The sequence below is a fragment of the Sphingobium sp. TomMM35A genome, from assembly GCF_054771735.1.
On sequence record NZ_BSRC01000002.1, the window covers coordinates 59,438 to 83,906 of the forward strand.

Here is a 24,469-nt window from a genome sequence, read left to right on the forward strand (position 1 = left end):
GCTTTGGCTTCGGATGTACCGCGGCTTCAGAGTGAAGGTGGACGGCATACGTTCTTGGTCGATGACAAGCCCTATCTCATGCTGGGCGCTCAGGTTCACAATTCAAGCAACTACCCTGCGGTTCTTCCGCAGGTCTGGCCCGTCATGAAGGCGCTGAGCGCGAATACGATCGAAATTCCCGTAGCATGGGAGCAGTTCGAACCGGTCGAAGGGAAATTCGACTATAGCTGGGTCGATACCTTGCTGGCACAGGCGCGCCAGAACGACATGCGGGTTGTCCTGCTGTGGTTCGGCAGCTGGAAAAATGGCGAATCCACCTACACCCCTGAGTGGGTGAAGAACGACACGACCCGTTTCCCGCGCCTGATGCGGCGCGATGGCCGTCCTACGAAGACGCTGTCTCCTTTGGGCGAAGCGAGCCTTGCTGCCGATCGGAAGGCGTTCACGATGCTGATGCGGCATTTGAAGCAATCGGATCCCAAGCACACGGTGATCATGGTGCAGGTCCAAAATGAGGTGGGGACGCATGGCGTTGCCCGTGATTATTCACCTGCTGCCGAGAAGCTTTTCAACCAAGCGGTTCCAGAAGCGGTCTTGCGCGCCTCCGGCAAGCCTGCCGGGACATGGGCCGAGGCCTTTGGCAAGGAAGCGGATCAGGCATTCGCTGCCTGGACATATGCGCGTTATGTGCAGGAGGTCGCCGCTGCGGGGAAGGCAGAGAAGAATCTGCCGATGTACACCAACGCTGCTGTGTTCGACGCGACGAGTACCATGATGGCCGCACAGGTCGGTAGCGGCGGGCCCAACTGGAATGTCTTGCCGATCTGGAAGACGATCGCGCCGGCGCTGGACCTGATAGGTCCGGACCTGTATCTGCCGATCGAAAAGACCTACCTTGGATTGCTTGACCGCTACACGCGACCGGACAACGCCTTGTTCGTCCCCGAAACGAGCAATGCTGCGTCGAGCGCGCGGTTTTTCTGGGCAGCCCTGGGCAGGGGAGCCATCGGCTGGGCCCCGTTCGGCATGGATGCGACTAACTATTCCAACTATCCGCTCGGTGCTCGCAAGTTGGACGCCGCAACGATCGAAGCGTTCGCCGCTCCCTACCGGCTGTTCAAGCCGATCGCGAGTGAGTGGGCGTCGATCGCTGGAAAGCACCCGACCTGGGGAAGCTCAAAAGGCAGCGAGGGTGAAGAATCCACGTCGATGGGCCGGTGGAAAATCACCGCTATCTATGGCCGCAACAACTTCGATATCCCCGCGTGGCCCGGCATGGAGTCGCCCGCTTGGGCAAAGGAAGCTGTAGGTGGTGGGGTCGTCGCGCAATTGGGACCAGACGAGTTCCTCGTTGCCGGGCAATATAGCCGTTTCCAGTTCACCCCGGCCGACGCTGCGCTGAATGGTCAAATTTTGAGCGCTGAGGAGGGGACATTCGTGAACGGCCAGTGGAAGGCATCACGTCGCTGGAATGGCGACCAGACGTCCTACGGGTTCAATTTCAACGAGCAGCCGACTCTGCTTCGGGTAAGGCTCTCGACATATTGAGGGTCTTACCCTTGATGAATTGAGCGTGGTCGGAACTGCTGTCGTCAGCAATTTCGACCCGTCCGGTTGCAGTGCAAATTAATTCCGCATTCCTGCACGTCAGTGGCCATAGTAGCGCCGGGCCAAGGCGAACGATCACTCTAAGGCTAAGGGTAAGCAGCCCTGCGGCTGCTACGGGCACGCCAGCGCGACGACGAGCGGGTTGATCCCCGCTATTTCAGCGCTGATTGCCGGAAGCGGCGGTCTCCGGTTGCGCAACTGTCTGGTCGATCACGCCGAAGACTGGTGCGCCCGCTTCATCCTCCATCCAGATGCTCACCCGGTCGCCCCACCGTAGGAAAGGCGTATGCGGCTCCCCCTGAAGGATCTTCTGGACCATGCGCGCTTCGGCGATGCAGCTATAGCCAAGGCCGCCATCGGCTGCGGGCCGTCCGGGGCCGCCGTCTGAGCCACGGTTGGACACGGTGCCCGACCCGACGATCGTCCCGGCGGCGAGCGACCGGGTCTTCGCCAAATGGGCGATCAGCATGCCGAAATCGAACGTCATATCGACTCCGGCATCGGCCCGGCCAAAGGGCTGGCCGTTCAGATCGACCTTCAGCGTGCCGTGCAGCTTGCCGTCCCGCCACTGCGCGCCCAATGTATCGGGCGTCACGAAGACCGGTGACAATGTGCTGGCGGGCTTCGACTGGTAGAAGCCGAAGCCCTTGGCCAACTCGCCTGGAATGAGGTTGCGCAGCGATATGTCGTTCACCAGGCCGACGAGCCGGATGAGGCCGCGCGCATCCTCCGGGCTGACGCCCTGTAGCACGTCATCGGTAACCACGACGATCTCCGCCTCCATATCGCAGCCCCATGACTCATCGGCGAGCGGTATAGGATCGCGGCAACCCAGGAAACTGTCCGACCCTCCCTGATAGACCAGCGGATCATGCCAGAAGCTGTCGGGCAGTTGTGCACCGCGCGCCTGCCGCACCAGTGCGACATGGTTCACATAGGCTGATCCGTCCGCCCATTGATAGGCGCGGGGCAGGGGAGCGGCCGCCTCCGTCTCGTTGAAGGGTAGGCCGGGCACCGCGCCGCTTTCAAGGTCGCGCGCAAGTGCTTCCAGGCGGGGCGCGACCGCCGCCCAATCGTCCAGCGCTGCTTGCAGGGTTGGAGCGATCGCCTGCGCATCGGCATAGGAGGACAGATCGCGGGATACGACAACAAGGCGTCCGTCTCGGCCTCTTTTCAGACTGGCGAGCTTCATGCCTTTGGCCCCTCATGCAGCCATTGCGCGTGGCGGGGCGCGCGCTTTGTACGGCTCCATTCCTCAAGCATCAGCGGCGCGACGCGCTTCAACTCCGCATATTGTTCAGCCGTGCCGATATTGGCCGCCAGTTCGATGCGATGGCCATTAGGATCGAAAAAGTAGATCGACTTGAAAACCCCATGCCAGGTGGGGCCGAGCACGTCGACGCCCTGCTCCTCGAGGTGCGCTTTCGCGGCGAGCAGCGCGGCTTCATCCTCCACTTCGAAGGCAATGTGCTGGACCCAGGCGGGCGTGTTGGTGTCGCGGCCCATGGCAGGCTGGTGCGGCAGCTCGAAAAAGGCGAGGACATTGCCGCCGCCGCAGTCGAGGAAGACGTGCATATAGGGATCGTCTTCGCCGGTCGAAGGCACCTTGTCCTCTGCAAAGGCAGTGGTGAAGGTCATGCCCAGCATGCGGGCATACCAATCGACCGTCTCCTTCGCGTCGATGCAGCGATAGGCGACATGGTGAATGCGTTTGAGGTCTGGGACGGTCATGCCGGTTGCTCCACGTTCAACGCGCCCCGCCGCATCTGATCACGTTCCATGCTTTCGAACAAGGCGGTGAAGTTGCCTTCACCAAAACCCTCATCCTTCTTGCGCTGGATGAATTCGAAGAACACGGGGCCGATCGTCGGCTGCGCGAAGATCTGGAGGAGGAGACGCGGGTCCCCCTCCTGCGTCGACCCGTCGAGCAGGATGCCGCGCGCCTGCAACTGCTCCACCGGCTCGCCATGGCCGGGCAGCCGCTCATCCAGCATCTCATAATAGGTGGCGGGCGGAGCGGCCATCAACGGCGTGCCCATCGCCTTCAGCCGATCCCAGGCGGCAACAAGGTCGTCGCACAACAACGCGATATGCTGAATGCCCTCGCCATTATAGGCGCGCAGGAATTCCTCGATCTGGCCGCCGCCGGTCTTGCCCTCTTCATTGAGGGGGATGCGAATTTTGCCGTCTGGCGCGGTCATCGCCTTGCTGGTGAGGCCGGTATATTCGCCCTTGATATCGAAATAGCGGATCTCGCGGAAACCGAACACACGCTCGTAGAAGCTCGCCCAGTGCGCCATACGCCCACCATAGACATTGTGCGTCAGGTGATCGATGATCCTGAACCCAGCGCCGACAGGATGCCGCTCCACGCCTGGTTCATAGACGAAGTCGATGTCGTAGATAGATAGCGCGCCATCCTCGCCCTCATAACGGTCGATGAGGTAGATGATCGACCCGCCGATGCCGCGCACGGCGGGCAGCCGCAATTCCATGGGTCCGGTGCGCACCTCCACCGGCTCCGCGCCGCGCTCGATCGCCATGGCATAGGCCTTGGCCGCGTCCTTTACGCGCCAGCCCATGCCGCAGGCGGACGGGCCATGTTCAGCGGCGAAGTAAGCGGCCGGGCTTCGCGGTTCATAATTGGCGATCAGGTTGATGCCGCCTTGCCGCCATAGCTGCACATCCTTCGATCTGTGACGCGCGATCATGGTGAAGCCCATGGCGGTGAAAGCAGGTTCCAGCAGGCCCTTTTCCGGAGCGCTGAACTCCACAAACTCAAAGCCGTCGAGCCCGAGGGGATTGTCGAGACCAATCATGCGCAAACTTCCTGAATTGATGGAGCCGACGATGATGAAATCCTAGCATATACGGTCGAAATTATGTTTCATTTGATGGAAAATCAGGGCGATATGAGATGAGGTCCCATCACAAAGCTGGCGTGATGGATGGAAATGCATCAAAGATTGCGCCGAGCTGATCGACACTGAGCGGCTGCGATTCGCTCCTGTTAAAAACAAGGAAGCCTCTGCCTGATGCCCATCCGTCCCATTGACGCGATCGATCGCAAGCTGCTGCACGAATTGCAGCGTGACGCATCGGTCAGTCATGCCGAACTTGCTGAGCGGGTCGGCGCGTCAACCGCCTCATGCTGGAGGCGGATAAGGGCGTTGGAGGCGGACGGCGTGCTGGGCCGTCAAATCCGCCTCGTTGACCCGGCGCGGCTGGGTCGCAGCCTCAACGTGCTGTGCCATATCAAGATCAAGAACCATCAAGCAGAAACGACCGAGGCATTCGAGACCTTCATCACATCGCGCGACGAGATCATCGAATGCTATTCCATGTCGGGCGACTGGGACTATCTGCTACGGATATTGGTCGCGGATGTGGAAGAATATAATCACTTCCTGATGCGCACCGTCCTGCGCCATCCCACCGTAGCGACCGGATCGTCCCACTTCGCCTTGTCGCAGGTGAAATATACGACGGCCGTGCCGATCTGACCCATGCCATCATACTCGATTATCGATTATAGACATGAAGCTATTGCGATCTTCGGCATCCGGCCTTGGCTGATGACAGGATTACAGGATGAGTATCGAAAATGAAGGCGCACTGAAGCTGGTGACCGCGATCCTGGGTGAGGAGGATGGCCGCCGGATTGCCGCCATGCTGACGCCTATGCTGCCGGCCGGACATCAGGACCGGCTTGGCGTCACCCGCGCGCAGATGGCGGCCGCCATGAACATGCTGCTGTTCGCTGGATTGCTCGAACGAGTGCCGAGCGCCGCCAGCTATGTCGCGGACGCCATCGCTAGCGGCCGCCGCCTGTGTTTCGATCATGGCGCAATCCGCACCGTCGCTCTCGTCGATAAGGATACGGGCGCTCTGCCCCGCGGCGAATTGGCGTTCCGGCGCATACTGGAACCGTTGGGCTATGAGGATGTAGCGACCTACCCGCTTCCGGCGCTGCGCATGACCGGCCGCGCCTATCGTCATCGGGATTTTCCGGAAAGCATCCCGCAATTCTTCGTCAGCGAATTGCATGTGGACCAGTTCGACGAGGCGTTCGCCGCGGTTGCGGATCGCGTATTTGGCAGTTCGCAAGACCCGCTGGACGAAGATGCTCTGGCCGCGCTGGATCAGTTCGCGGCGGGTCGAACCATTCCCTTCGACGTTGCGCAGGCCGTGCTGCCGACGCTGGTCGCTGCTTTCGGGCGACATCATGCGCCCTGCACGGTCGCCGATTATGAGGCGCTGCGCAGCGCATCGGCAGAGGCGGCGTGGATAGCGACGGAGGGCAATGCCTTCAATCACGCCACCGACCGGGTGGCCGACGTCGTCGCGCTAGCAGAGGAGCTGAAAGCGCTGGGTCGGCCGATGAAGGACAAGGTGGAATTTTCCCGCAATGGCCGCGTCCGCCAGACCGCTTTCAGAGCTGACATGGTGGAACGGGAATTCGTCAATGATCAGGGTGACATGTGCCATATGAAGGTGCCCGGCTCCTTCTATGAATTCATCAGCCGGGACGTGGACCCCGCCACCGGGAAGCTCGACCTCTCCTTCGACAGCGGCAATGCGACCGGCATTTTCCATATGACCAAGCAATGATCGCGGCAGCGACCTCATCATGAGTGCGCGGTGATGACTATTGCGCCTATTCCTTCGCCAGTTTCGAGGCTAGTCTGCCGGAAAAACTGGCGATTCCAGGCCTGACATGACGGACGAGCATATTTTCAGCGCCGATATCGGCCTCGACCGGGCGGTGGTGGAGGCTGCCAGCGCCGCGCCGATGCTGGATCAACTGCTGCAATGGTCGGCAGTCAACAGCGGATCGCGGAACCTGGCGGGGCTGGCGACGGTGGCGTCGCTACTGACGGACGCCTTTTCCGTGCTGCCGGGCGACATGCAACTGCGCCCTGCGGCAGAGGTAACGTCGATCGCGCTGGATGGGCGGGAAGATGCCTTTGAGCTGGGCGACAACATCCTGCTCACCGTGCGTCCCGATGCACCGCTGCAACTGTTGTTCACCGGGCATATGGACACGGTGTTTCCGGCGGAGAGCAGTTTTCAGCACTGCCGCAGGGACGGCGATCTGCTGAATGGCCCCGGCGTGGCCGACATGAAGGGCGGGATCGCGGTGATGCTGGCGGCTCTGCGCGCGTTTGAAGCTTCACCACTCCGCGCGCGCATCGGCTATCAGGTCGTGTTGAACAGCGACGAGGAAATCGGTTCGCCCGGCTCCGCGCCGTTGCTGCGGGAAGCTGCGCAGGGAAAGCAGGCCGCATTCACCTATGAGCCGTCGGCACTGCCCGACGGCACGCTGGCGGGCGCGCGTCCGGGGAGCGGCAATTTCTCGATCATCGTCACGGGACGCAGCGCGCATGCGGGACGCAATCCCCGCGACGGCCGCAACGCGGTGCTGGCCGCGGCCGACATCGCCCTGCGGCTGGAACAGCTGGCGGGCGAGGGGCTGTCCGTCAACCCGGCGCGGATCGATGGCGGCGGCCCCAACAATGTCGTGCCCGACCATGCCATATTGCGCGTGAACATGCGGCCCGCGTCGGCCGATCGGCAGAAGATGGCCGAAACCGCGATGCAGGCGATCCTTGCGTCGGTAGCGCAGGCGCGGGAGGTTGCGATTCACGTGCATGGTGATTTCGGGCGGCCGCCCAAGACGCTCGACCGCCAGGCGCTGGCGCTGCTCAACCTCGTCAGCGATTGCGGGCGAAAGCTGTCGCAGCAGATCGGCTGGCGTGACACCGGCGGCGTGTGCGACGGCAATAATATCGCGGCGTGCGGCGTGCCTGTGGTGGACACGATGGGCGTGCGCGGCGGATCGATCCACTCGCCCGACGAATATCTGATCGTGCCGAGCCTTGGCGAACGGGCGGCGCTGACCGCATTGCTGCTCTGCACCCTAGCCAGGGAGGGCATGCCCCGCCCGGCCTGAGCTCCTACTCCTGAGCGGAGCAGAAGCGGGCCATCGCTGCGCGCGCTTGCTATTCACGAGTATCAAGCGCAGATCAGGGTTATCGCCGAAGAAGAGAGGATCACGGATGAACCGTCTTGCGCGCGCCGGTCTGCTGCTGACTGCCCTTGCCGTACCTGCCTTGCCACTTGCGGCACAGCATGCTCAGCACTCTGAGCACGGGAAAACACAACATGGCAACGATACCGCAGTCGCCGTTGCAGCGCCCAGCCGGACCGTCGCCAACACGGTTCGCGACAAATATCGTCATCCCGCAGAAACGCTTGCCTTTTTTGATGTTGAGCCGACTCAGACGGTGGTGGAATTCAGCCCGGGCGGCGGCTGGTACACCGAAATTCTCGCGCCTCTGCTGCGCGAAAAGGGCACGTTCTACGCGCTCCAGCCGTCGGGCCGATATCTTGAGAACTATCGCAAGTTTCTCGCGGCCAAGCCGGCCGTCTATGACAAAGTAAAGCTGATTTCTTACCCTGACCAGACCGCCATGATCCCTGCGGGCAGCGTCGATACGCTGCTTACGTTCCGCAACGTGCATAATTTGGTGATGGCGGGTACGGAGGCAGCGACCTTCAAAGCATTTTATGATCTTCTCAAGCCTGGCGGGACGCTCGGTATCGTCGATCACCGCCTGCCTGAAGACCGGGACAGCGCGCTTGAGAAGCAAAGCGGCTATCTCAAGGTCTCGACCATTCGCCGCTTGGCCGAGGCCGCTGGCTTCGAATATGTCGCAGCTTCGGAAATCAACGCCAATTCCAAAGACAAGGCTGATTGGCCCAAGGGGGTTTGGACCCTTCCGCCCACTTTCGCCAATGGCGATGTGGACAAGGCAAAATATCTAGCGATCGGCGAAAGCGACCGCATGACACTGAAATTCCGGAAGCCCGCCCCATAGGATATTGGCTGCTGTGCCTGTCCACGATCATGATCTTGAGCGGCATGCATCTGTGCACGCCAACGGCGCGTGCAGCACTTGCTAGCTGACGGAACCGATTAATACAGTCTGTCGCATAATCCGACCTAGAGTGGCTCCATGGGATCTCTCACTTTCAGCATCAACGTCACGCTGGACGGCTGCATCGATCACCAGGCAGGCATTGCAGACGACGAAACGCACGCCTTCTTCACCCGCCTTATGGACCAGAGCGGGGCGATGCTTTGGGGGCGCGTCACATATGAGATGATGGAGAGCTACTGGCCATCGGTTGCGCGCGGCGACACAGACGCGCCGCCAGCGGTGCGCGAATGGGCCGTCAAGCTCGAAGCCAAGCCGAAACATGTCGTGTCATCAGCGCGGAATGTCTTCCCATGGACCAACAGTCACCACGTCGCTGGCGACCTGCGGGCGGGCGTGCAGAGGCTGAAGCGCGCAACGCCGGGCGGCGTGTTGCTAGGCAGTGCTAAGCTCGCGGCTGAGCTGGACCGGCTGGGTCTGATCGACGAATATAGGTTCCTAGTTCACCCACGGATCGCTGGCCACGGGCCTACCCTCTATGAAAGCGGGCTGGCCAGCACGCGACGGCTCGAGCTGATTTCGGCAAGCCCGCTAAGCAACGGCGTGGTCGCCATGCATTACCGGCGTGCAAGCTGACCTCCTCGTCTTCAGCCTGCGGTCTGGGCACCATCCACCGGCAGCGCGATGCCGCTCACGGTGCGCGCATCCGCCGAACCTAGATAGGCGATGGCGCCGGCGACTTCGTCGGCCTCGATCAAATCACCCATCTTTGAAGCGTTGCGCATCAGGAGCGATATATCGACGCCTTCGGGGAGGATGCCGGTGGTCATGGGTGTCTTCACGCCGGTGGGGCAGATCGCATTCACGCGCACGCCCGCGCTCGCATATTCGATAGCCAGCGACTTGGTCAGACCGATGACCCCATGCTTTGCCGCGCAATAGGCGGTGGTGTAGGCGATCCCCACCAATCCGGCTGCCGAGCTGATATTGACGATGTTGCCTTTCGTGGCGACCAGATACGGCATCGCCGATTGGCACAGGTAGAAGATGCTGGAGAGGTTGACCCGCATCATTCTTTCCCATCGCTCTTCGCTGAACATCGGCAGCGGCCCCCAATCCATGATCCCGGCGATGTTGCACAGCATGTCGATCCGTCCCGCCTTTTCGGCGGCAGTGGCGATGAAAGTACGACAGGAGGCGGGATCACCAGCATCGAAGCCGATCACTAGCGGCGCGAACTGCGTATCCAGAGAGTCTGCCAAGGACCGAGCGCCCGCCTCATTGATGTCGCCCAGCACGAGCTGCGCGCCCTCCGCAGCCAGCCGCTGCGCGGTCGCCCTGCCGATCCCTGATGCAGCGCCGGTGACGATGACCAGCTTGTCGCGATAGCGCATTTTCTCTCCTTGAAATCCTTATCTTTGTCCGTCCGCCCGGGCCGAGTTTGATCGGCCCGAGAATGGCCTGCTTCCAGCCTTCATGTGGCTGGTTCAAAAGCCGAACGCCCTCCACCTCCAAATCAATTAGGCGCCGGGAAAAGCGCTCGTTGCGCGACCCCCTCCATTTCGACGAGGCGGGGGAGTCTCAGCTACGCCATGCTGCGAAAAACCGGCGAAGGACCGGGGTGATGGAGAGAGCAGGATGAGCTTCGTGGGGAAGTCCGCAATTGTGACCGGAGGAGGCTCCGGGATCGGCGCTTCTGCTGCGATGCGCTTGGCTGCGGAAGGCTGCAAGGTCGCCGTGGTCGATATCCGCATGCAGGATGCGGAGCGGGTCGCGAGCCTGATCGAAGCGCGCGGAGGCACCGCCCTTGCGATAGCTGGCGATGTCAGCAGGGAGGCGGACAACGAGCGATTCTTCGCCCAGGCCGAAGCCGCGCTCGATGGGCTCGACATGGCCTTCCTCAATGCTGGCGTGATCCAGCGCTATGGCCCGTTCGACCAGATGCCCGTCGAAGAATTCGACCGGATGATCGCCATCAATCTGCGCGGGCCCTATCTTGGCCTGCGGCAGGCGCAGCGACGTCTGCGCCCTGGGGGTGCAGTGGTGGTGACCGCCTCGGCTGCCGCGCTCACCGGCTTTTCGGATGCGGCGGGTTATAGCACTGCCAAGCATGGCGTTGTCGGCCTGGTGCGCTCTGCAGCGCGCGAATTTGCCAGCCGTGGTCTCAGGGTCAATGCGATTTGCCCGGGCGGGGTGGAGACGCCGATGACCGGAGCGGAGCAGCAGGACAGCATCGTTGCGCCGGATCAATTGGGCACGCCGCCCTATCGCGGCAATCTCACCCCACAGATGGTCGCGGAAGTCGCGCTGTTCCTGCTCAGTCCTGCTGCGGCCGCTCTGAACGGCCAGGCGCAGCTTGTCGATGCAGCGCTGTTGTCCGCCTTCCCCCCTGCGCTCGAAAACCAGTGAAGCGGAGAAACCAGATCGTGCCGAAAGCCGCCATAGACGCCAAAATCAGCTACGACCCTGCCAATGTCGTCACTTCCGAAGTGGTAGTGATCGAGGCATCGCCCGCTCTGGTGTGGGAAGTCCTGACCGACCTCGATCGGTACGGCGATTGGAATCCCTTTTGCGTGAAGGCCACGTCCACGCTCGAAATGGGCGCGCCAGTCTATATGAGCCTCGTCAATTATCCCAATCCCGGGGCGTTGCTCCAAGGATGCGAATATATATGCGAGCTCCAACCAGAGCGGAGGCTCGCCTGGGAAGCGAGATGGCATGAGAACTGGCCCTATGCCGCCCGTCGCGACCAGTTCATCGAGCCGATGGCCAACGGCCACTGCCGCTATTGGTCGACCGACGCATTTCTTGGTGAAAACGGCGTCCATGTCATGCGCTTTTGCGGACCCTGGGTGAAACGGGCGTTCGACGACACCGCCCATGCGCTGAAGGCCCGGGCTGAAGCCCTGCACGCCGAAAGGATAGGGCGCTGATGTCCGGGCGGCTTGCGAGCAGGCCAGCAATGTGCGTTTCATCTGGAGACGGGGACCGCGACGCCGCGCGGGGCTTCCTGGGCTGGCGCATGGTGGCCATCGCGGCGGTCACGCAGAATGTAGCGGTGGGTCTGACCTTCGGCTCCTTTGGAACGCTGGTCCTGGCCATCGAAGAGCGGTTCGCGACGACCCGCACATTGTCCGCGCTTGGTATCTCGCTGGTCATCCTCATCTATTCGCTTAGCGCCCCTCTGATCAGCCCGTTGATCGCGCGGACATCGATTCGGCGGGTCCTGACCACAGGCGCGCTGCTGGGAGCGTCGGGCTATTGTCTGCTCCCTCTGGCAGGCAGCATTGGCCAGTTCCTCGGCATCTTCGCGCTGTTGATCTCACCCGGCTTTCTGCTGCTGGGGGTCATTCCGTCCAACATATTGGCGAGCAATTGGTTCGTGCGGCAGCAGGGACGAGCTCTGGGCTTCGTGACCATGCCGGTGTTCGTCATGCTGGTGCCGATGATCAGTGCCTGGGGTCTCCATCATTATGGACTGACCACCGTATTGGTGGGCGTAGGCCTTGCGCACCTGCTTGTCCTGCCACTTATGCCGTTCGTGATCGACCGTCCCGAACAGATCGGTCAGCAGCCCCTTGGCCATGCCGATGGGATCGCACGCGCAGAAATACAGCAGCTGCTTCCCTGGCGAACACTGCTCGCCCGCCCAGCACTGTGGCTCGTCACGCTGGCAGTCGGCATCGTAGTGGGCGGCGGCGTGCTGAAGGCCGCGCATATGGTGCCGCTTATTATGGGGCAGGGTTGGAGCCTGGAGGAAGCCTCCTTCCTCTTCGCCCTGTCCGGGGGCACCGGTATCCTGGGAGCAATGGCCTTTGGCTGGCTGGCCGACAGATTTGGTCCGGGCAGAGCATTGGCCGCGAACAGTGTGGTGCAGGGATTGGTATGGTTCATATTCCTTCAGCCCGCGCCCTATTGGCTGCTGGTCCTGGACGCGGTCGTCGTCGGGGCATGCGGCGGCGGCATCGCCGCGGCCCAAGGGGTGTTGCTCACCAGATTGTTCGGACCACGAAACTTCGCGCAGGTAATGGGCATGGTGACGATGTTCACCGTTCCCTTCACCTTCGGCGCCGCCCCGCTCGCGAGCGCGCTTTTCGATGCGACGCACAGCTACTGGACACCGATCGCGCTCCAGATCGCGGGCTTCGCTCTCGCCGCCGTCATTTTCCTGATCCTGAAGGCCCGCGGCGCTGCACAACTGTCGAATATGGAGAGATAGACGTGATATTGAAGGACAAGGTCGTCATCGTGTCGGGCATTGGGCCTGGCCTGGGACAGGAACTCTCGTCGCTGGCGGCTGCCGAAGGGGCCCATGTCGTGCTGGCCGCGCGTACCCCCTCGAAGCTGGACGCAGCGGAAGCCATGATCCGGGAAGCGGGACATGATGTGCAAGTCCTGAAAGTTCCTACCGACATTTCGAAGCGGGAAGATGTGGAGAGATTGGTCGACGCGACGGTGGAGCGCTTTGGCCGTATCGATGGCCTTATCAACAGTGCCTATATCCCGGGTGCATTTACCGATGTTGTCGATGCTGACCTCGACGAATGGCGGCGGACGTTCGACGTAAACCTGTTTGGCACCGTTGGGCTCTGCCAATCCGTCATTCGGCAAATGCGCCAGACGGGCGGAGGCGCCATCGTCAATGTGAACACGCAGGTGACGCGCAAGCCCTGGGTGCAGCAGGCCGCTTACGCCACGTCCAAGGCTGCGCTCGCCATGGCGACGGTGCAGATGGCGACGGAGGTCGGGCGTTGGAACATCCGTGTCAACTCCACCTTCATGGGCTGGATGTGGGGTCATTCGGTCGAACAGGCGCTCGATTATATGGCAAAGGAAAGTGGCCGGAGCGTCGCTGAACTGAAGGCGGAGCAGGAGCGGGGCATCGCCCTTGGCCGAATGCCGACCGATCGTGAATGCGCGCGGCCGATTATCATGCTGCTGTCTGACTATTGCTCCGTGGTGACGGGCGCCAGCCTCGACATCAATGGCGGCGAATTCATGCCGGGTTGAAGGAGGGGATGTTGGAACTATCCACCATGCGCGTCGCGGACTTCATCGATCCGGGACATGTCGCCGCGCGCAGCGATGCGACGCGTCCCGTGCCTGCAGCCGGAGAGGTGATTGTCGCTGTCGAAGCCTGCGGCATTTGCGGGTCCGATCTGCACATGTTCCGCAACGGCAGCTATCGCGATCAACTCGTCCGCGCGACGCCAGAGGGCTATCATGTCCCCGGCCACGAATTCGCGGGGACCATCGACGCCATCGGTGATGGCGTGACGGGATGGTCAGTCGGTGAGCGCGTGGTCGGCGTGACGGGTCTGGGCGGCGGCATGGCCGATTATGTGGCTGTGCCCGTCAACCCATTTCAGCTGGTGCGCATGCCAGAAGGCGTGGACATGATTGAGGCAGCCACCACCGAACAATTGGCGGACGGCCTTCAAATGGTGCGCAAGGCCGCGATCAAGCCGGGCGAGTATGTCGTCATCTTCGGTGTCGGCATCATCGGGCTGAGCGTCATCCAGGCCATTCGGGCGCGCGGGATAGAGGCTGGGCAAGTCATCGCGGTCGACGTTCATCAGGCACGACTGGAGGCCGCTCTGGCGCAGGGCGCGACTGCCGTGGTCAACGCCCGCGACGGGGACGTCTTCGATCAGATCGCGGCAATCACCGGCACGGAAGAAGGCTATCAGGGCAAGTCCGCGCGGATCGGCGCGGTGATCGATTGCGCGGGCTATATCAAGCATATGCCCGGTCCCCCGCCCCTGGAAGCCGCGCTGCGCCTCATCGACTTGGACGGCGGAAGGATCGTTTGCTTTGGCGCCTATGAGGATAGGATGACGATCGACTTTGGTCCTATGATACAGAAGCAGCCGACAATCATGGGATCGAACGGCTATGCGGCTGAGGAACTGGTCGAAGCCCTGGCCTATATGGCTGAGCGCAAGGTCGACCGTGCGTCTCTCATTTCCCACCGTTTCCCGATCTCGCAAGCAGCCCAGGCCTTCGCCGCTCAATGTGCGCCGGAAGCCATAAAGGTGATGCTGACGATGGAAAGGAACTGACGAGGTGGAAGCGTTCGACGAGGAAGTGGACGTCCTGATCGTGGGTTCGGGGGCTGCGGCGCTGACCGCTGCCATTGTCGCCGCAGACAATCGCGCGACGGTGGCGCTCATAGAAAAGGGCGATCAATTTGGCGGGACCTCTGCCACGTCGGGTGGCGTTATCTGGATTCCTGCCAGCCATCTTGCCAAGGCCGCAGGCGCCGATGACAGCCCGGAAGAAGCCGCAAGCTATATAGCGGCATTGGCAGGCGACGATGCCGAGCCGGAGCGCATCAGCGCCTTTGTCGAAAACGCACCGCGCATGCTGGCTTATATGCAGGAGCGGACGGAGGTCCGCTACGCCTCTATTCCCTACACCGACTATCATGCCGAACTGCCGGGCGGAAAGATGGGCTGGCGCAGCCATGACCCTCAGCCGATAGACGGGCGGCGGCTGGGCGCGGATCTTGCGCGGCTGCGCCCGACCCATCCTGCGGGCATGCTGTTCGGCCGGATCAGCTGGACGGCGGCAGAAGCAGCACCGATGATAACGCGCATGCCCGGTTGGCAAAAAATGCTGACCCGCGCGCTTTGGCGGCATTATTCCGATGTCGGACAGCGCCTCCGCTCCACGCGCAGCCGGTTTCTGACTTCCGGCAACGCCCTGCTTGCACGGCTGAAGCTCTCGCTGGACGATCGTCAGGTGGAGATACGCTATCGTCACGCGCTCATCTCGCTGATCGAGTGGAATGGCCGTGTACAAGGTGCAGTGGTGCAAACGCCCACAGGAACCCGCCGCATCGCCGCGCGGCAAGCCGTCATATTGGCGGCGGGCGGCTTCGAACGTGATGCGGATATGCGGCGGCGCTATCTGACCGGATCGGCCAATCCCGAATGGTCCGGCAGCCAGAACGGCAACACAGGCGATGCCATCCGCGCCGCCCAGGCTGTAGGCGGAGCCACGCGGCGGATGGATTCAGCCTGGTGGGCACCGACGATCAAGGTCCCCGGCGAGGATCGCGCCCGTCCTCTCTTCTTCGAGCGCTCGCTGCCCGGATCCCTCATTGTCGATGCCAAGGGCCGCCGCTTCCTCAACGAAGCAGCTTCATACCATAAGGCAGGCGAAGCCATGCGCGATGCGGGCGGAGGGCAGGCCTGGGTGATTTTGGATGCACGGTTCAAATGGCGCTACCCGATGGGACCGTTGATGCCGATGATCCCCAGCTGGATGCATCCAAAGGCTGTACGGCGCATTCTGCGCAAGGCGAGCAGCATAAGGAAACTTGCTGTGCAGATCGGGGTCAGCCCGGACGTGCTGGAGAAAAGCGTTGCCCGCTTCAACCATCATGCCAGCCGTGGAGAAGACCCGGATTTCAGCCGCGGTCAGCAACCCTATGACCGCTATTATGGCGATCCGAAGGTGAGCCCCAATCCTAACCTGTTGCCGCTGGAAAAGCCGCCCTTTTATGCTTTGCCCGTCAATGCGGGGGACATCGGCACCAATGGTGGGCTTGCGACGGATGCGCACGGCCGGGTCGTGGATGACATGGGGTCGCCAATCGAGGGCCTCTATGCCGTCGGCAACAGTGCGGCGTCGGTGACCGGACGCTCTTATCCCGGTGCCGGGTCAACGATCGGGCCAGCCATGACCTTTGGCTACATCGCCGCGCGGCATGCCACGGGTGCGAACTAGCGGGCTTCTGCTTTGCTGCGGCCTTTGTCCATCGGCTTCCCTTGGATTGATCAATTAGCCTGTCCGCCTCTTTGCTACATCGAAAAAAGGAGAGGGAGAATGACCAGCAGCGCAAATCGCGATCTGTTCGTAACAATGTTGACGGCGCTGGGGCGAAAGGACTTTGATGAAGTCGAACGCTGCCTGGCCGAGGATATCCTGTTTGAATGGCCATTTCCTGTCATGGATGGCTTCCCAGTGGAGCATCGCGGCGCACGCTGGTTCCTGGAAGCCATGCAAGCGAGCTGGCGCGATTTTGACGACTATGCTTATCGCATAGAAACCATCCATGACTTGGCTGGAGATGATCAGCTGATCGCCGAATATAGCTCGCACAGCCGGTATATCCCTACCGGCGCGCCATATTCCAATCGCTACATCAGCGTTTTCGATTTTGCTGACGGGCGGATCACACGTTGGCGGGAATATGTAAACCCACGCGTCGTCGCGCAAATATTGGGCGAAGGAGCGTCCTGGAGCGAGGACGGCGGAGCACAGCGTCGCGCCTAATCGATTTCGACGTATCCGGGCCGAACGCAAGATGATGTCCTGCATTACACCCCGCGCGTCCCGACTGCCTGATGGCGGACAGAGGAATAAAGAAAGAGAGTGGATCATGGAAAAGGCAATGTTTCCGGAGGGCGCTGCCCTTGTGTTTGGCGGCAGCGGCGGCATTGGCCGCAGTGTCGCGGAGAGTTTTGCGGAAGCTGGGGCTGACGTCGCAATCGGCTACCACAGCAAGGCGGATGCTGCGCAATCGCTTGCCAGTCAAATTGAAGCAATGGGGCGCAAGGTTTCGGTCCATCGCGGCGACGTACGCGATCAGGCACAGGTAGAGGCCTTGTTCGAGGCAGCTGTAGCCGCGCATGGCCGGGTCCATACCATTGTCTGGGCCGCCGGGCCTCTCGTCGATCAGGTGATGATAGGCGATATGACGCATGAACAATGGCGCCGGGCCATTGATACCGAGGTGCATGGTTTCTTCAACGCCGTGCAGGCTGCGCTGCCCCATTTCCGCGCGCGTGGCGGTGGCTCCTTCGTAACGCTTGGGTCCGCTGGCCATATGCACTGGCCGGAAAAGGATGGTCTGTCCGTCGCGCCGAAAGCGAGCAATGAGTCGCTGGTGCGCGGCATCGCCAAGGAAGAAGGTCGCAACAACATCCGCGCCAACAGCGTGCTCGTGGGCGTGATCGAAGCGGGCATGTTCCTGGAACTCACCCGCCAGGGCGTCTTCGATGCCCAATGGGTCGCCGAGGTGCAGAAGGGCCTGGCGCTCAAACGCTGGGGCCAGCCCGAGGAGATCGGCCACGCTGCCGTATTCCTGGCGTCCAATCGTGCCGCTTATGTGACGGGACAGCAGATTAACGTCTCGGGCGGCTACGGCATCTGACGCGGCAGGAGAGGGATAATCATGGCTTACCGCCACCTCCTCGCGCCGGGACGCATTGGCGCCATGCCGCTGCGCAACCGCATCTTCATGACGCCGATGGGATCGAACCTGGCGGACGAGGATGGCATCACGGGTGACCGGCTGCGGGCTTATTATGAGGCGAGGGCGAAGGGCGGCGCGGCGCTTATCACCATGGGTTCGGTGTCGATCGGCTATCCCGACGGATCGGGTAACTGGCGGAACGAAGCGACTCCGACGAGCGGCATGTGCCCGGCGTCAGGGCGCTAGCCGATGCGGTTCATGCGCATTGTGCAAAGCTCGCGATGCAGCTTCAGCATGCGGGGCTGGTCGCGATGAACGACATGCTCGCCGGGCGTCCGATCTGGACGCCCTCTATTCCACCCGTTGGCAAGAGCGACGGCGACATGATGGAGGGCTTTCTGGAAGATGAGCTGGCGATCTTCACCGCGCCCTTCGCGGCGGTGGGGGAACCCAATTACAAGGTGATGACCGCGCAGGATATCGAGCAGCTGGTGCAGATGTTCGCTGGCGCCGCCGAACGGGCGAAGCGGGCGGGGGTGGATGCGGTGGAAATCCATGCGGGGCATGGATATCTGATCTCGTCATTTCTGAACCCATTAATAAATCAGCGAAAAGACGAATATGGCGGATCGATCGAGAACCGATCCCGTCTTCTTTGTGAGATCATTCATGGGATCAGGTCCGCCGTGGGTCCCGACATGCCGATCTGGCCGCGTCTCGACAGCCAGCATTTCCTGATCGACGGCGGCATCACCGTCGAAGACGCCGCCACCACTGCAAGGCTTGCCCAGGAGGCGGGCGCCGACGCCATCCATGTGTCCGCTGACGGGCATCCCGGGCGCGGCACGACCTATTCGACCGGCCACGCCACCGACATCCGCAACGGCTTCGTCGAGGCAGCCGCGAGGATCAAGGCGCGGGTGGACATTCCCGTCATCTGTCCGGGGCGGATCGAGCCCAAGGACGCCGACCGCTTCATCGCGGCGGGTAAACTTGATTTCGTGACGATGGGCCGCAAGCTGCTGGCCGACCCCGCATTACCCAACAAATTGAAAGCGGGGCAGGCCGAGGCGGTGCGTCCCTGCGTCTATTGCTATACCTGCATCAGCCAGATTTTCTTCAGCCGCCCGGTCAAGTGCGCGGTCAACCCGGAGACAGGGTTCGACCGGGAAAGGGCGCTGCATCCTACGGCGCAGGCTCGGCACATCGCAATTATCGGGGGCGGTCCCGCAGGCATGGAAGCCGCGCGGAGAGCGGCGGCATCTGGTCATCGCGTCACATTGATCGAGGCAACCGGCGGGCTCGGCGGAACAGCGCGCTTCGCTTCGATCGCCTATGCGCCCAATCAGGGCATCGTCGATTGGCTGAAGCGCGAGACAGCAGCCCAGCCCAATGTCACCATCCGCCTCAACACACGGGCCACGCCTGAATTGTTGAGGGAGATCGCGCCGGACGAGGTTATCGTCGCGACCGGCGCGCGGCGCGAACTGCCGCCGATCCCGGGCGCCGACCGCGACAATGTATTCAGTGGCGGCGAGATGCGCAGCCTGATGCTGGCAGAGGATCTTGGCCAACTGAACGGCAAGATCGACGGCAAGACTCGCCTGATGATGCGCGCGGGCAAAGTGACCGGCCTCACCGCTCGTCCCGGCTTCGTCCGCGCAGCCAGCGGCTTCTGGATGCCTTTTGGCAAGCAGGTCGTCATCATCGGGGGCGAACTGGTCGGCCTGGAACTGGCGGAGTTCCTGGCAAAGCGCGGTCGTCGGATCGTCGTGATCGATGAAACGCCGCGCATGGGCGCAGGGCTTCAGGTGGTGCGGCGGTGGCGTGTGCTTGATGAACTGAAGCATCTGAACGTCAAGCTGCTGCCCGGTGTCACCGACATCGCCATTGGCGAACGCACCGTCAGCTATGTGAACGGATTTGGCCAGCGCCGGACCGTGGGCGCGGACCAGGTCATCATTGCGAAGGGCGCGCAGGGCGATACGCGGCTGGCGGACATGTTGCGCGAGGCTGGTTTTCAGGTGCGCAGCATCGGCGACGCCAATGGCGTCGGCTATATCGAGGGCGCGATGCAGGATGCGGCGGATGCCGTCGCCGCGATCGGATGAAGGGAGGCGGCATGTTCGATTTCAAAGGGCGTCATGTGCTTGTCACCGGAGGGAGCAGCGGCATCGGCGCGGGCATTGCGAGTGCCTTCATGGAGGCCGGTGCGCGGGTGATCATCACGGGCACGCGAGAAGCGGTCGAACCACAGTTGATACCCACCGGCGCAGAATATCACAGCCTCCGCCTGGAGGATCGGGACAGCGTCCACGCACTCGCAAACAGCCTCGGCAAGCTCGACATATTAGTGAACAATGCGGGCGGAACTTCGATGCCGGAGGATTTCGACGCGGCCATAGACGCCAACCTGAAGGGGGTGCATACCCTGACCAGCGCTTGCTTGCCCCTGCTGGAGCAGACCGATCATGAAGGCGGCGGGGCGGTGGTGATGATCGCATCGATGATGGCGATATTCGGCAATTCCATGTTTCCCGGCTACAGCGCCGCCAAGGCAGGGATGCTGCTCCTGACCAAATCACTGGCACAGCAATGGGGTGGCAAAGGGGTTCGCATCAATGCGCTGGCGCCCGGCCCTGTTCGCACGCGCATGACCGAGCGTTATGCCGACGATCCTGCTTATGGCCCGGCGACCGCGCAGCGCATGGCGCTTGGCCGTTGGGGAGAGCCCAAGGACATCGCTGGTCCCGCATTGTTCCTGGCCAGCCCCGCGGCGGCATTCATTACCGGAGAATGTCTGGTGGTGAGCGGTGGCTACATGATCGCAGAGGCGTAAGGGCCGCTCGGCTGCTGCGCAATTGGCAACATCTGTTCAAGCCTCTACCATGCTGGAAACGGCCGCACAGGGCCGGTGCGGGAGAGGCACGAAGATGACTGACGATGCGAGCAGGCGGATGGAATTTTCGCGCCTGATGCTGGCCCTGAACCAGGGGCTGCTGGGCGATGACCCGTGGCGCGAATTTCTGTTGATGCTGCGCGACCAGACCAATGCCCGTTATGGAACGCTGATCCTGACGCCGCCGGATCTTTCGCTCACCACGATGATCACGCCGACTGCGACCAGCGAGTCCATACAGCGCTATCTGGACCGCTATCTCGAAATCGATCCGTTCGTGAACCTGCCCGAGGGCAAGGTCATGACGCTGTATGAATATGTGGGAGAGGCGGCGCTCAAGAACTCGGCCTATTACAAGGAATGGATTGAATCCATGGACGGGTCCCATGTGCTGGGCGTCGACCTGCGCATGAGCGGCGGGTTCGAAGCGCGCCTGCGCCTGACCCGCGCTCCGGGCGGCGATCCCTTCAATCGCGAGGAAACCGGCCGGGTAGAGGAAATTGTCCCGCATCTGCGGCAGGCGATCGAATTATATCAGAGGTTGGAAACATCCAGATCCGAACAGGCCGTGATGATCGGCGCGATCGAACAGTTCGCCGTCGGCACCGTCATTCTGGACCATGATCTGAAGGTATTGAAGGTCAACGAGGTTGCGGCATCAATCCTGGCGGATGGCGACGGCATCGGGCTGGTGGGAGGCCGTGTCGCCCTTACCAACCCGTCACGCGATGCCGAATTCCGCAAGAGGCTGAAGGCGGCCGCGTCGGAATGCGGCAACGGGGGAGGCCGGTTCGTTTTCCTGGCGGAGCGTCCTTCCGGGCATCGCGACATCGGAATGGTCGTGCAACCTGTGCAGATTCCCGGTTTCATGCATACCGGCAGTTCGCCTGCCCTCGCGCTGTTCCTTGGCGACCCGGAGCGGCAGTGCGTCGTGACAGCAGATGCCGTGCGCAAGCTCTTCAATTTCACACCGACCGAGGCGTCGATTTCCGCATCGCTCGCAAATGGTGTGTCAGTCATCGATACCGCGCATCGGCTGGGCATCGCTGAAAACACGGTACGATCACATCTGCGGTCAATCTTCGCCAAAACGGGGGTCGCCCGGCAATCGCAGCTTGTTCACCTGATCCACACCAGCATGCCGGAACTGACGCTGCCGCGTGGCTGATCTCTTCGATTTGACTTAATCGATATGGAGGTGTCTTCCCTCCCCTAGCTGCGCGATGCTCCTCGAGACGATCTGCTGAAGGCAGACGCGATGACGAGGAGAGGATGGGCTGCCACAAGGCGCCTCATGGCCAACGCGAATAGGGTCGGACTGCGATCCTCGCGAATGCGCGCCATGCGGATCAGCCGGGCAGCCTTAGCCACCCCCTCCGTTCGCGACGCAGCCAGTGATGCCTTCGTCGGGCGCTGGCGTAGAGAATGGGGAGGAACAGCATGTCTCGAATTTTCTGTTGCACATTATTGAGCTGTGTCGCGCCGGGCGCCCTCATGACAGGTGTCGCCCGTGCGCAGGACAGTGCTCCAGCAGCGGGCAGGACCGAGGCTGGCCTGACCGATATCATCGTGACGGCGCGCAAACGTTCTGAAAATATCCAGAATGTTCCAACGGCGGTCACTGCAATGGATGCGAAGCTGATCGCGGATCTCCAGATCGAAAGCTTTCAGGATGTCGGCAAGACGGCACCGAACGTGGTTATCCAGAAGCAGGCCGGATCGCCGACCGCGCCCCAATTCAATATTCGCGGTGTATCTTCGGGCTCCATCAACTTTCAGATCGATTCCGGCGTCGCTCTCTATATTGATGGTGTGTATCTAGGACGGCCGGGCAATTCCGCATTCGACCTCGCAGATATCGAACGGATCGAAGTGCTGCGCGGACCGCAGGGCACTTTGTTTGGCCGTAACTCCACCGGCGGCGCAATCAGCTTCGTGACAGCAGGGCCTACCGGCAAGTTCGGCGTAGTCGTTGACGGCACCATCGGAAATTACCAGCGGCGGCGGGGCCGGATTACCGTCAATACGCCAGAATGGAATGGCTTGTCCGCCCGCGTCACCTATGTGCATGATGAAAATACAGGCTATGTGAAGAACAGCGGTCCGCGCAGAACCTATCTGTTTCCGGAACCTTTCGGGCCGCAAACCAGTGCGGACAGTTTCGGTGCGAACAACAATGAATCCGTTTTCGCGGCGGTACGCTATACCGGCATCGATAATCTGACGCTCGACTATCGGTTCGACTATGCCGATCTGGTGACGACGCTCGATGCGATGCAGTTGTTGAACGGTGGGGCGGCCTTTGGCGCGATCACCAATTTTCCTAACCAGCCTGCTCTGGGCGGAACGGCGGTCGAGAGTTTGAGGCGGCTGGACCGCGTGCCGATCGACGGTTTGGCTGCCGCGAGCCAGAAGACCTGGGGACATAGTCTTACGGCGGTCTATGACTTAAACGATGCGCTCAGCGTCAAATATATCGGGGCTCTTCGCGGCTTCAAGGTGAACAGCACTTCCGATCTCGATGGCAACGCGCTTGTCGATCCTTATGGCGGGACGGGCGGTTATTTCCAGGCATTGGGCGCAGTACGTTATGCCAAGCAGCGGCAATGGTCCCACGAACTCCAGCTGCTGGGGCATATGGACCGGTTGGATTTCGTCGGCGGCCTGTTCTACTATCGCGAGAAAGCCTTCCTCAACAGCCCGGTGATCTTCGGCCTGGTGGCGCAACCCGGCCAGCCGATCCCGATCGTCAATCCGGACAGCTATCTGGCCGGCGGCGACCTGTTGCGAGTGCTCAACAAATCTTACGCCGCCTATGCCCATGTGGATTTCCGGCTGACCGACGAGCTGGAGCTGAGCGCGGGCACGCGTTATTCCAAGGATGATCGGACGGAGAATGACCTGCTGGCGGCTCCGCGTACCCCCACGGTGCCGCGCGGCAGCTTCCGGGCGAAGCAGGGGCGCTTCGACTATGACGCCTCCATTCGTTACCGCTTCGCGCCCGACAGCAGCGTCTATGCCAAGTTCACCACCGGGTTCGTCTCAGGCGGCATCTTCCATGGCGCGGAATTCGAGCCCGAGACGATTAAATCCTATGAAGTCGGCCTTAAATCCGAATTCCTGAACAGGCGCGTCCGTATCAACCTGGCGCTGTTCCAGGCGGATCGCAAGGCGCTTCAGGTTACCGGCTTCGATCCCAACCAGGGCGGCAACATACTGCTCAACACTGGCACGGAGCGGGCGCGGGGTGTCGAGGTCGAAACCACCGTGGTGCCGGTGGATGGCCTGACGCTTAATGCCAATTACGGCTTCACCGATGTGAAGCCCAAGGCGGAATCGTCCAATCCCGCCGCGACGCCGGTGCGGTCCTACCAGCCCCGGCATACCGCGTATCTCGCGGCGCAATATGAAGCGGCGGCCTTCCCGGACGGCACGACGCTGAGCTTTCGCGTGGATGGCCAATATGAGGGCAAGCATTACCGGCTCCAGTGCCCGATCGGCGCGCTGCAGTCGCCGACCGAAGGCTGCCTGGGGAGCGGAGACGCTGCGCTTGATCGCGCGCTGGTCATTCCTTCGAGCTGGCAGATCGGCGCCCGCATGACCTTTGCCGATATCCCGCTTGGCAGTGTGAAGGGACGGATTTCGCTGTGGGGCAAGAACCTCAACAATTCGGACAAGCCGGAATTCCTCTTTCCCGTATTCGATACCTGGACTGTCGGAACCTTCCAGGCGCCGCGCACCTATGGCGTCGATTTCGGCGTGGAGTTTTGATGGGACCGCGTTTGAACCTTATCGCAAAATTTGAGGATTGGTCAT

At 61.8% G+C, this 24,469-nt stretch carries 23 protein-coding genes; 19 read left to right on the forward strand and 4 right to left on the reverse strand.

Features of this window, described 5'->3' with window-relative positions; translation table 11 throughout:
- Positions 1–54 precede the first annotated feature (54 nt).
- On the forward strand, positions 55–1,548 hold the full coding sequence (locus ACYU8T_RS13440; RefSeq protein ID WP_461159862.1) for a DUF5597 domain-containing protein: 1,494 nt from the start codon (positions 55–57) through the stop codon (positions 1,546–1,548).
- Between the two features lie 217 nt (positions 1,549–1,765).
- Here the strand turns inward: ACYU8T_RS13440 and ACYU8T_RS13445 are convergent, their stop codons facing one another.
- The 3 genes from ACYU8T_RS13445 to hppD are packed head-to-tail and all read right to left on the reverse strand — an operon-like array spanning position 1,766 to position 4,427.
- Positions 1,766–2,800 carry a fumarylacetoacetate hydrolase family protein gene (locus ACYU8T_RS13445; protein WP_461159863.1) on the reverse strand — a complete coding sequence of 345 codons (1,035 nt, stop codon included), beginning with the start codon at positions 2,798–2,800 and terminating at the stop codon, positions 1,766–1,768.
- Positions 2,797–3,339: a VOC family protein gene (locus ACYU8T_RS13450; protein WP_461159864.1), complete on the reverse strand. Its 543-nt coding sequence runs from the start codon at positions 3,337–3,339 to the stop codon at positions 2,797–2,799. The genes ACYU8T_RS13445 and ACYU8T_RS13450 overlap by 4 nt, the downstream gene beginning before the upstream one ends.
- A complete protein-coding gene (gene hppD, locus ACYU8T_RS13455; RefSeq protein WP_461159865.1) occupies positions 3,336–4,427 on the reverse strand; it encodes a 4-hydroxyphenylpyruvate dioxygenase in 1,092 nt (363 codons plus the stop codon). The genes ACYU8T_RS13450 and hppD overlap by 4 nt, the downstream gene beginning before the upstream one ends.
- Before the next feature lie 216 nt (positions 4,428–4,643).
- On the opposite strand from hppD, the gene ACYU8T_RS13460 reads away from it, so the two are divergent.
- The 5 genes from ACYU8T_RS13460 (at position 4,644) to ACYU8T_RS13480 (ending at position 9,185) form a co-directional block, all read left to right on the forward strand.
- The gene (locus ACYU8T_RS13460; RefSeq protein WP_461159866.1) at positions 4,644–5,111 is read left to right on the forward strand and encodes an Lrp/AsnC family transcriptional regulator; all 468 of its coding nucleotides are present in this window, start codon (positions 4,644–4,646) and stop codon (positions 5,109–5,111) included.
- 88 nt (positions 5,112–5,199) lie between these two features.
- Positions 5,200–6,219 carry a 2-oxoadipate dioxygenase/decarboxylase family protein gene (locus ACYU8T_RS13465; RefSeq protein ID WP_461159867.1) on the forward strand — a complete coding sequence of 340 codons (1,020 nt, stop codon included), beginning with the start codon at positions 5,200–5,202 and terminating at the stop codon, positions 6,217–6,219.
- Between the two features lie 106 nt (positions 6,220–6,325).
- Complete coding sequence (locus ACYU8T_RS13470; protein WP_461159868.1) at positions 6,326–7,561, forward strand: hydrolase; 1,236 nt, start codon at positions 6,326–6,328, stop codon at positions 7,559–7,561.
- A 106-nt stretch (positions 7,562–7,667) separates the two neighbouring features.
- Positions 7,668–8,489, forward strand: a complete 822-nt coding sequence (locus ACYU8T_RS13475) for a class I SAM-dependent methyltransferase (protein ID WP_461159869.1) — start codon at positions 7,668–7,670, stop codon at positions 8,487–8,489.
- A gap of 138 nt (positions 8,490–8,627) precedes the next feature.
- Entirely contained in the window at positions 8,628–9,185 is a 558-nt protein-coding gene (locus tag ACYU8T_RS13480; RefSeq protein WP_461159870.1) for a dihydrofolate reductase family protein, read from the forward strand.
- 11 nt (positions 9,186–9,196) lie between these two features.
- Here ACYU8T_RS13480 and ACYU8T_RS13485 read toward each other — a convergent pair whose 3' ends face one another.
- Positions 9,197–9,943: an SDR family NAD(P)-dependent oxidoreductase gene (locus ACYU8T_RS13485; protein ID WP_461159871.1), complete on the reverse strand. Its 747-nt coding sequence runs from the start codon at positions 9,941–9,943 to the stop codon at positions 9,197–9,199.
- Between the two features lie 244 nt (positions 9,944–10,187).
- On the opposite strand from ACYU8T_RS13485, the gene ACYU8T_RS13490 reads away from it, so the two are divergent.
- The 13 genes from ACYU8T_RS13490 (at position 10,188) to ACYU8T_RS13550 (ending at position 24,424) form a co-directional block, all read left to right on the forward strand.
- Positions 10,188–10,958, forward strand: a complete 771-nt coding sequence (locus ACYU8T_RS13490; protein WP_461159872.1) for an SDR family NAD(P)-dependent oxidoreductase — start codon at positions 10,188–10,190, stop codon at positions 10,956–10,958.
- Positions 10,955–11,482: an SRPBCC domain-containing protein gene (locus tag ACYU8T_RS13495; protein ID WP_461159873.1), complete on the forward strand. Its 528-nt coding sequence runs from the start codon at positions 10,955–10,957 to the stop codon at positions 11,480–11,482. The genes ACYU8T_RS13490 and ACYU8T_RS13495 overlap by 4 nt, the downstream gene beginning before the upstream one ends.
- Positions 11,482–12,768 (forward strand): MFS transporter, encoded by a 1,287-nt coding sequence (locus ACYU8T_RS13500; RefSeq protein WP_461159874.1) that lies wholly within the window; start codon positions 11,482–11,484, stop codon positions 12,766–12,768. Before ACYU8T_RS13495 ends, ACYU8T_RS13500 begins: the two co-directional genes overlap by 1 nt.
- Before the next feature lie 2 nt (positions 12,769–12,770).
- The gene (locus ACYU8T_RS13505; protein WP_461159875.1) at positions 12,771–13,559 is read left to right on the forward strand and encodes an SDR family NAD(P)-dependent oxidoreductase; all 789 of its coding nucleotides are present in this window, start codon (positions 12,771–12,773) and stop codon (positions 13,557–13,559) included.
- 8 nt (positions 13,560–13,567) lie between these two features.
- Positions 13,568–14,611 carry a zinc-dependent alcohol dehydrogenase gene (locus ACYU8T_RS13510; protein WP_461159876.1) on the forward strand — a complete coding sequence of 348 codons (1,044 nt, stop codon included), beginning with the start codon at positions 13,568–13,570 and terminating at the stop codon, positions 14,609–14,611.
- Between the two features lie 4 nt (positions 14,612–14,615).
- Positions 14,616–16,283, forward strand: coding sequence for an FAD-dependent oxidoreductase (locus ACYU8T_RS13515; protein WP_461159877.1), 1,668 nt, complete (start codon positions 14,616–14,618; stop codon positions 16,281–16,283).
- Between the two features lie 99 nt (positions 16,284–16,382).
- Positions 16,383–16,832, forward strand: coding sequence for a nuclear transport factor 2 family protein (locus tag ACYU8T_RS13520; protein ID WP_461159878.1), 450 nt, complete (start codon positions 16,383–16,385; stop codon positions 16,830–16,832).
- A gap of 106 nt (positions 16,833–16,938) precedes the next feature.
- Entirely contained in the window at positions 16,939–17,712 is a 774-nt protein-coding gene (locus ACYU8T_RS13525) for an SDR family NAD(P)-dependent oxidoreductase (protein WP_461159879.1), read from the forward strand.
- A 21-nt stretch (positions 17,713–17,733) separates the two neighbouring features.
- The gene (locus ACYU8T_RS13530; RefSeq protein WP_461159880.1) at positions 17,734–18,000 is read left to right on the forward strand and encodes an oxidoreductase; all 267 of its coding nucleotides are present in this window, start codon (positions 17,734–17,736) and stop codon (positions 17,998–18,000) included.
- On the forward strand, positions 17,979–19,865 hold the full coding sequence (locus ACYU8T_RS13535; protein ID WP_461159881.1) for an oxidoreductase: 1,887 nt from the start codon (positions 17,979–17,981) through the stop codon (positions 19,863–19,865). The genes ACYU8T_RS13530 and ACYU8T_RS13535 overlap by 22 nt, the downstream gene beginning before the upstream one ends.
- An 11-nt stretch (positions 19,866–19,876) precedes the next feature.
- Complete coding sequence (locus ACYU8T_RS13540; protein WP_461159882.1) at positions 19,877–20,593, forward strand: SDR family NAD(P)-dependent oxidoreductase; 717 nt, start codon at positions 19,877–19,879, stop codon at positions 20,591–20,593.
- Positions 20,594–20,687: 94 nt separating this feature from the next.
- Positions 20,688–21,821 carry a helix-turn-helix transcriptional regulator gene (locus tag ACYU8T_RS13545; RefSeq protein WP_461159883.1) on the forward strand — a complete coding sequence of 378 codons (1,134 nt, stop codon included), beginning with the start codon at positions 20,688–20,690 and terminating at the stop codon, positions 21,819–21,821.
- Positions 21,822–22,147: 326 nt separating this feature from the next.
- Positions 22,148–24,424, forward strand: coding sequence for a TonB-dependent receptor (locus ACYU8T_RS13550; protein WP_461159884.1), 2,277 nt, complete (start codon positions 22,148–22,150; stop codon positions 24,422–24,424).
- The last annotated feature ends 45 nt before the right edge of the window (positions 24,425–24,469 follow it).

Excerpts from the sequence above, each read along its gene's own strand:
- ACYU8T_RS13485 (WP_461159871.1), bottom strand. The coding sequence starts at position 9,943 with ATGCGCTATCGCGACAAGCTGGTCATCGTCACCGGCGCTGCATCAGGG.
- hppD (WP_461159865.1), bottom strand. The coding sequence starts at position 4,427 with ATGATTGGTCTCGACAATCCCCTCGGGCTCGACGGCTTTGAGTTTGTG.
- ACYU8T_RS13460 (WP_461159866.1), top strand. The coding sequence starts at position 4,644 with ATGCCCATCCGTCCCATTGACGCGATCGATCGCAAGCTGCTGCACGAA.
- ACYU8T_RS13525 (WP_461159879.1), top strand. The coding sequence starts at position 16,939 with ATGGAAAAGGCAATGTTTCCGGAGGGCGCTGCCCTTGTGTTTGGCGGC.
- ACYU8T_RS13475 (WP_461159869.1), top strand. The coding sequence starts at position 7,668 with ATGAACCGTCTTGCGCGCGCCGGTCTGCTGCTGACTGCCCTTGCCGTA.
- ACYU8T_RS13510 (WP_461159876.1), top strand. The coding sequence starts at position 13,568 with ATGTTGGAACTATCCACCATGCGCGTCGCGGACTTCATCGATCCGGGA.
- ACYU8T_RS13490 (WP_461159872.1), top strand. The coding sequence starts at position 10,188 with ATGAGCTTCGTGGGGAAGTCCGCAATTGTGACCGGAGGAGGCTCCGGG.
- ACYU8T_RS13520 (WP_461159878.1), top strand. The coding sequence starts at position 16,383 with ATGACCAGCAGCGCAAATCGCGATCTGTTCGTAACAATGTTGACGGCG.
- ACYU8T_RS13465 (WP_461159867.1), top strand. The coding sequence starts at position 5,200 with ATGAGTATCGAAAATGAAGGCGCACTGAAGCTGGTGACCGCGATCCTG.
- ACYU8T_RS13540 (WP_461159882.1), top strand. The coding sequence starts at position 19,877 with ATGTTCGATTTCAAAGGGCGTCATGTGCTTGTCACCGGAGGGAGCAGC.
- ACYU8T_RS13545 (WP_461159883.1), top strand. The coding sequence starts at position 20,688 with ATGACTGACGATGCGAGCAGGCGGATGGAATTTTCGCGCCTGATGCTG.
- ACYU8T_RS13470 (WP_461159868.1), top strand. The coding sequence starts at position 6,326 with ATGACGGACGAGCATATTTTCAGCGCCGATATCGGCCTCGACCGGGCG.
- ACYU8T_RS13450 (WP_461159864.1), bottom strand. The coding sequence starts at position 3,339 with ATGACCGTCCCAGACCTCAAACGCATTCACCATGTCGCCTATCGCTGC.
- ACYU8T_RS13500 (WP_461159874.1), top strand. The coding sequence starts at position 11,482 with ATGTCCGGGCGGCTTGCGAGCAGGCCAGCAATGTGCGTTTCATCTGGA.
- ACYU8T_RS13530 (WP_461159880.1), top strand. The coding sequence starts at position 17,734 with ATGGCTTACCGCCACCTCCTCGCGCCGGGACGCATTGGCGCCATGCCG.
- ACYU8T_RS13445 (WP_461159863.1), bottom strand. The coding sequence starts at position 2,800 with ATGAAGCTCGCCAGTCTGAAAAGAGGCCGAGACGGACGCCTTGTTGTC.
- ACYU8T_RS13480 (WP_461159870.1), top strand. The coding sequence starts at position 8,628 with ATGGGATCTCTCACTTTCAGCATCAACGTCACGCTGGACGGCTGCATC.
- ACYU8T_RS13550 (WP_461159884.1), top strand. The coding sequence starts at position 22,148 with ATGACAGGTGTCGCCCGTGCGCAGGACAGTGCTCCAGCAGCGGGCAGG.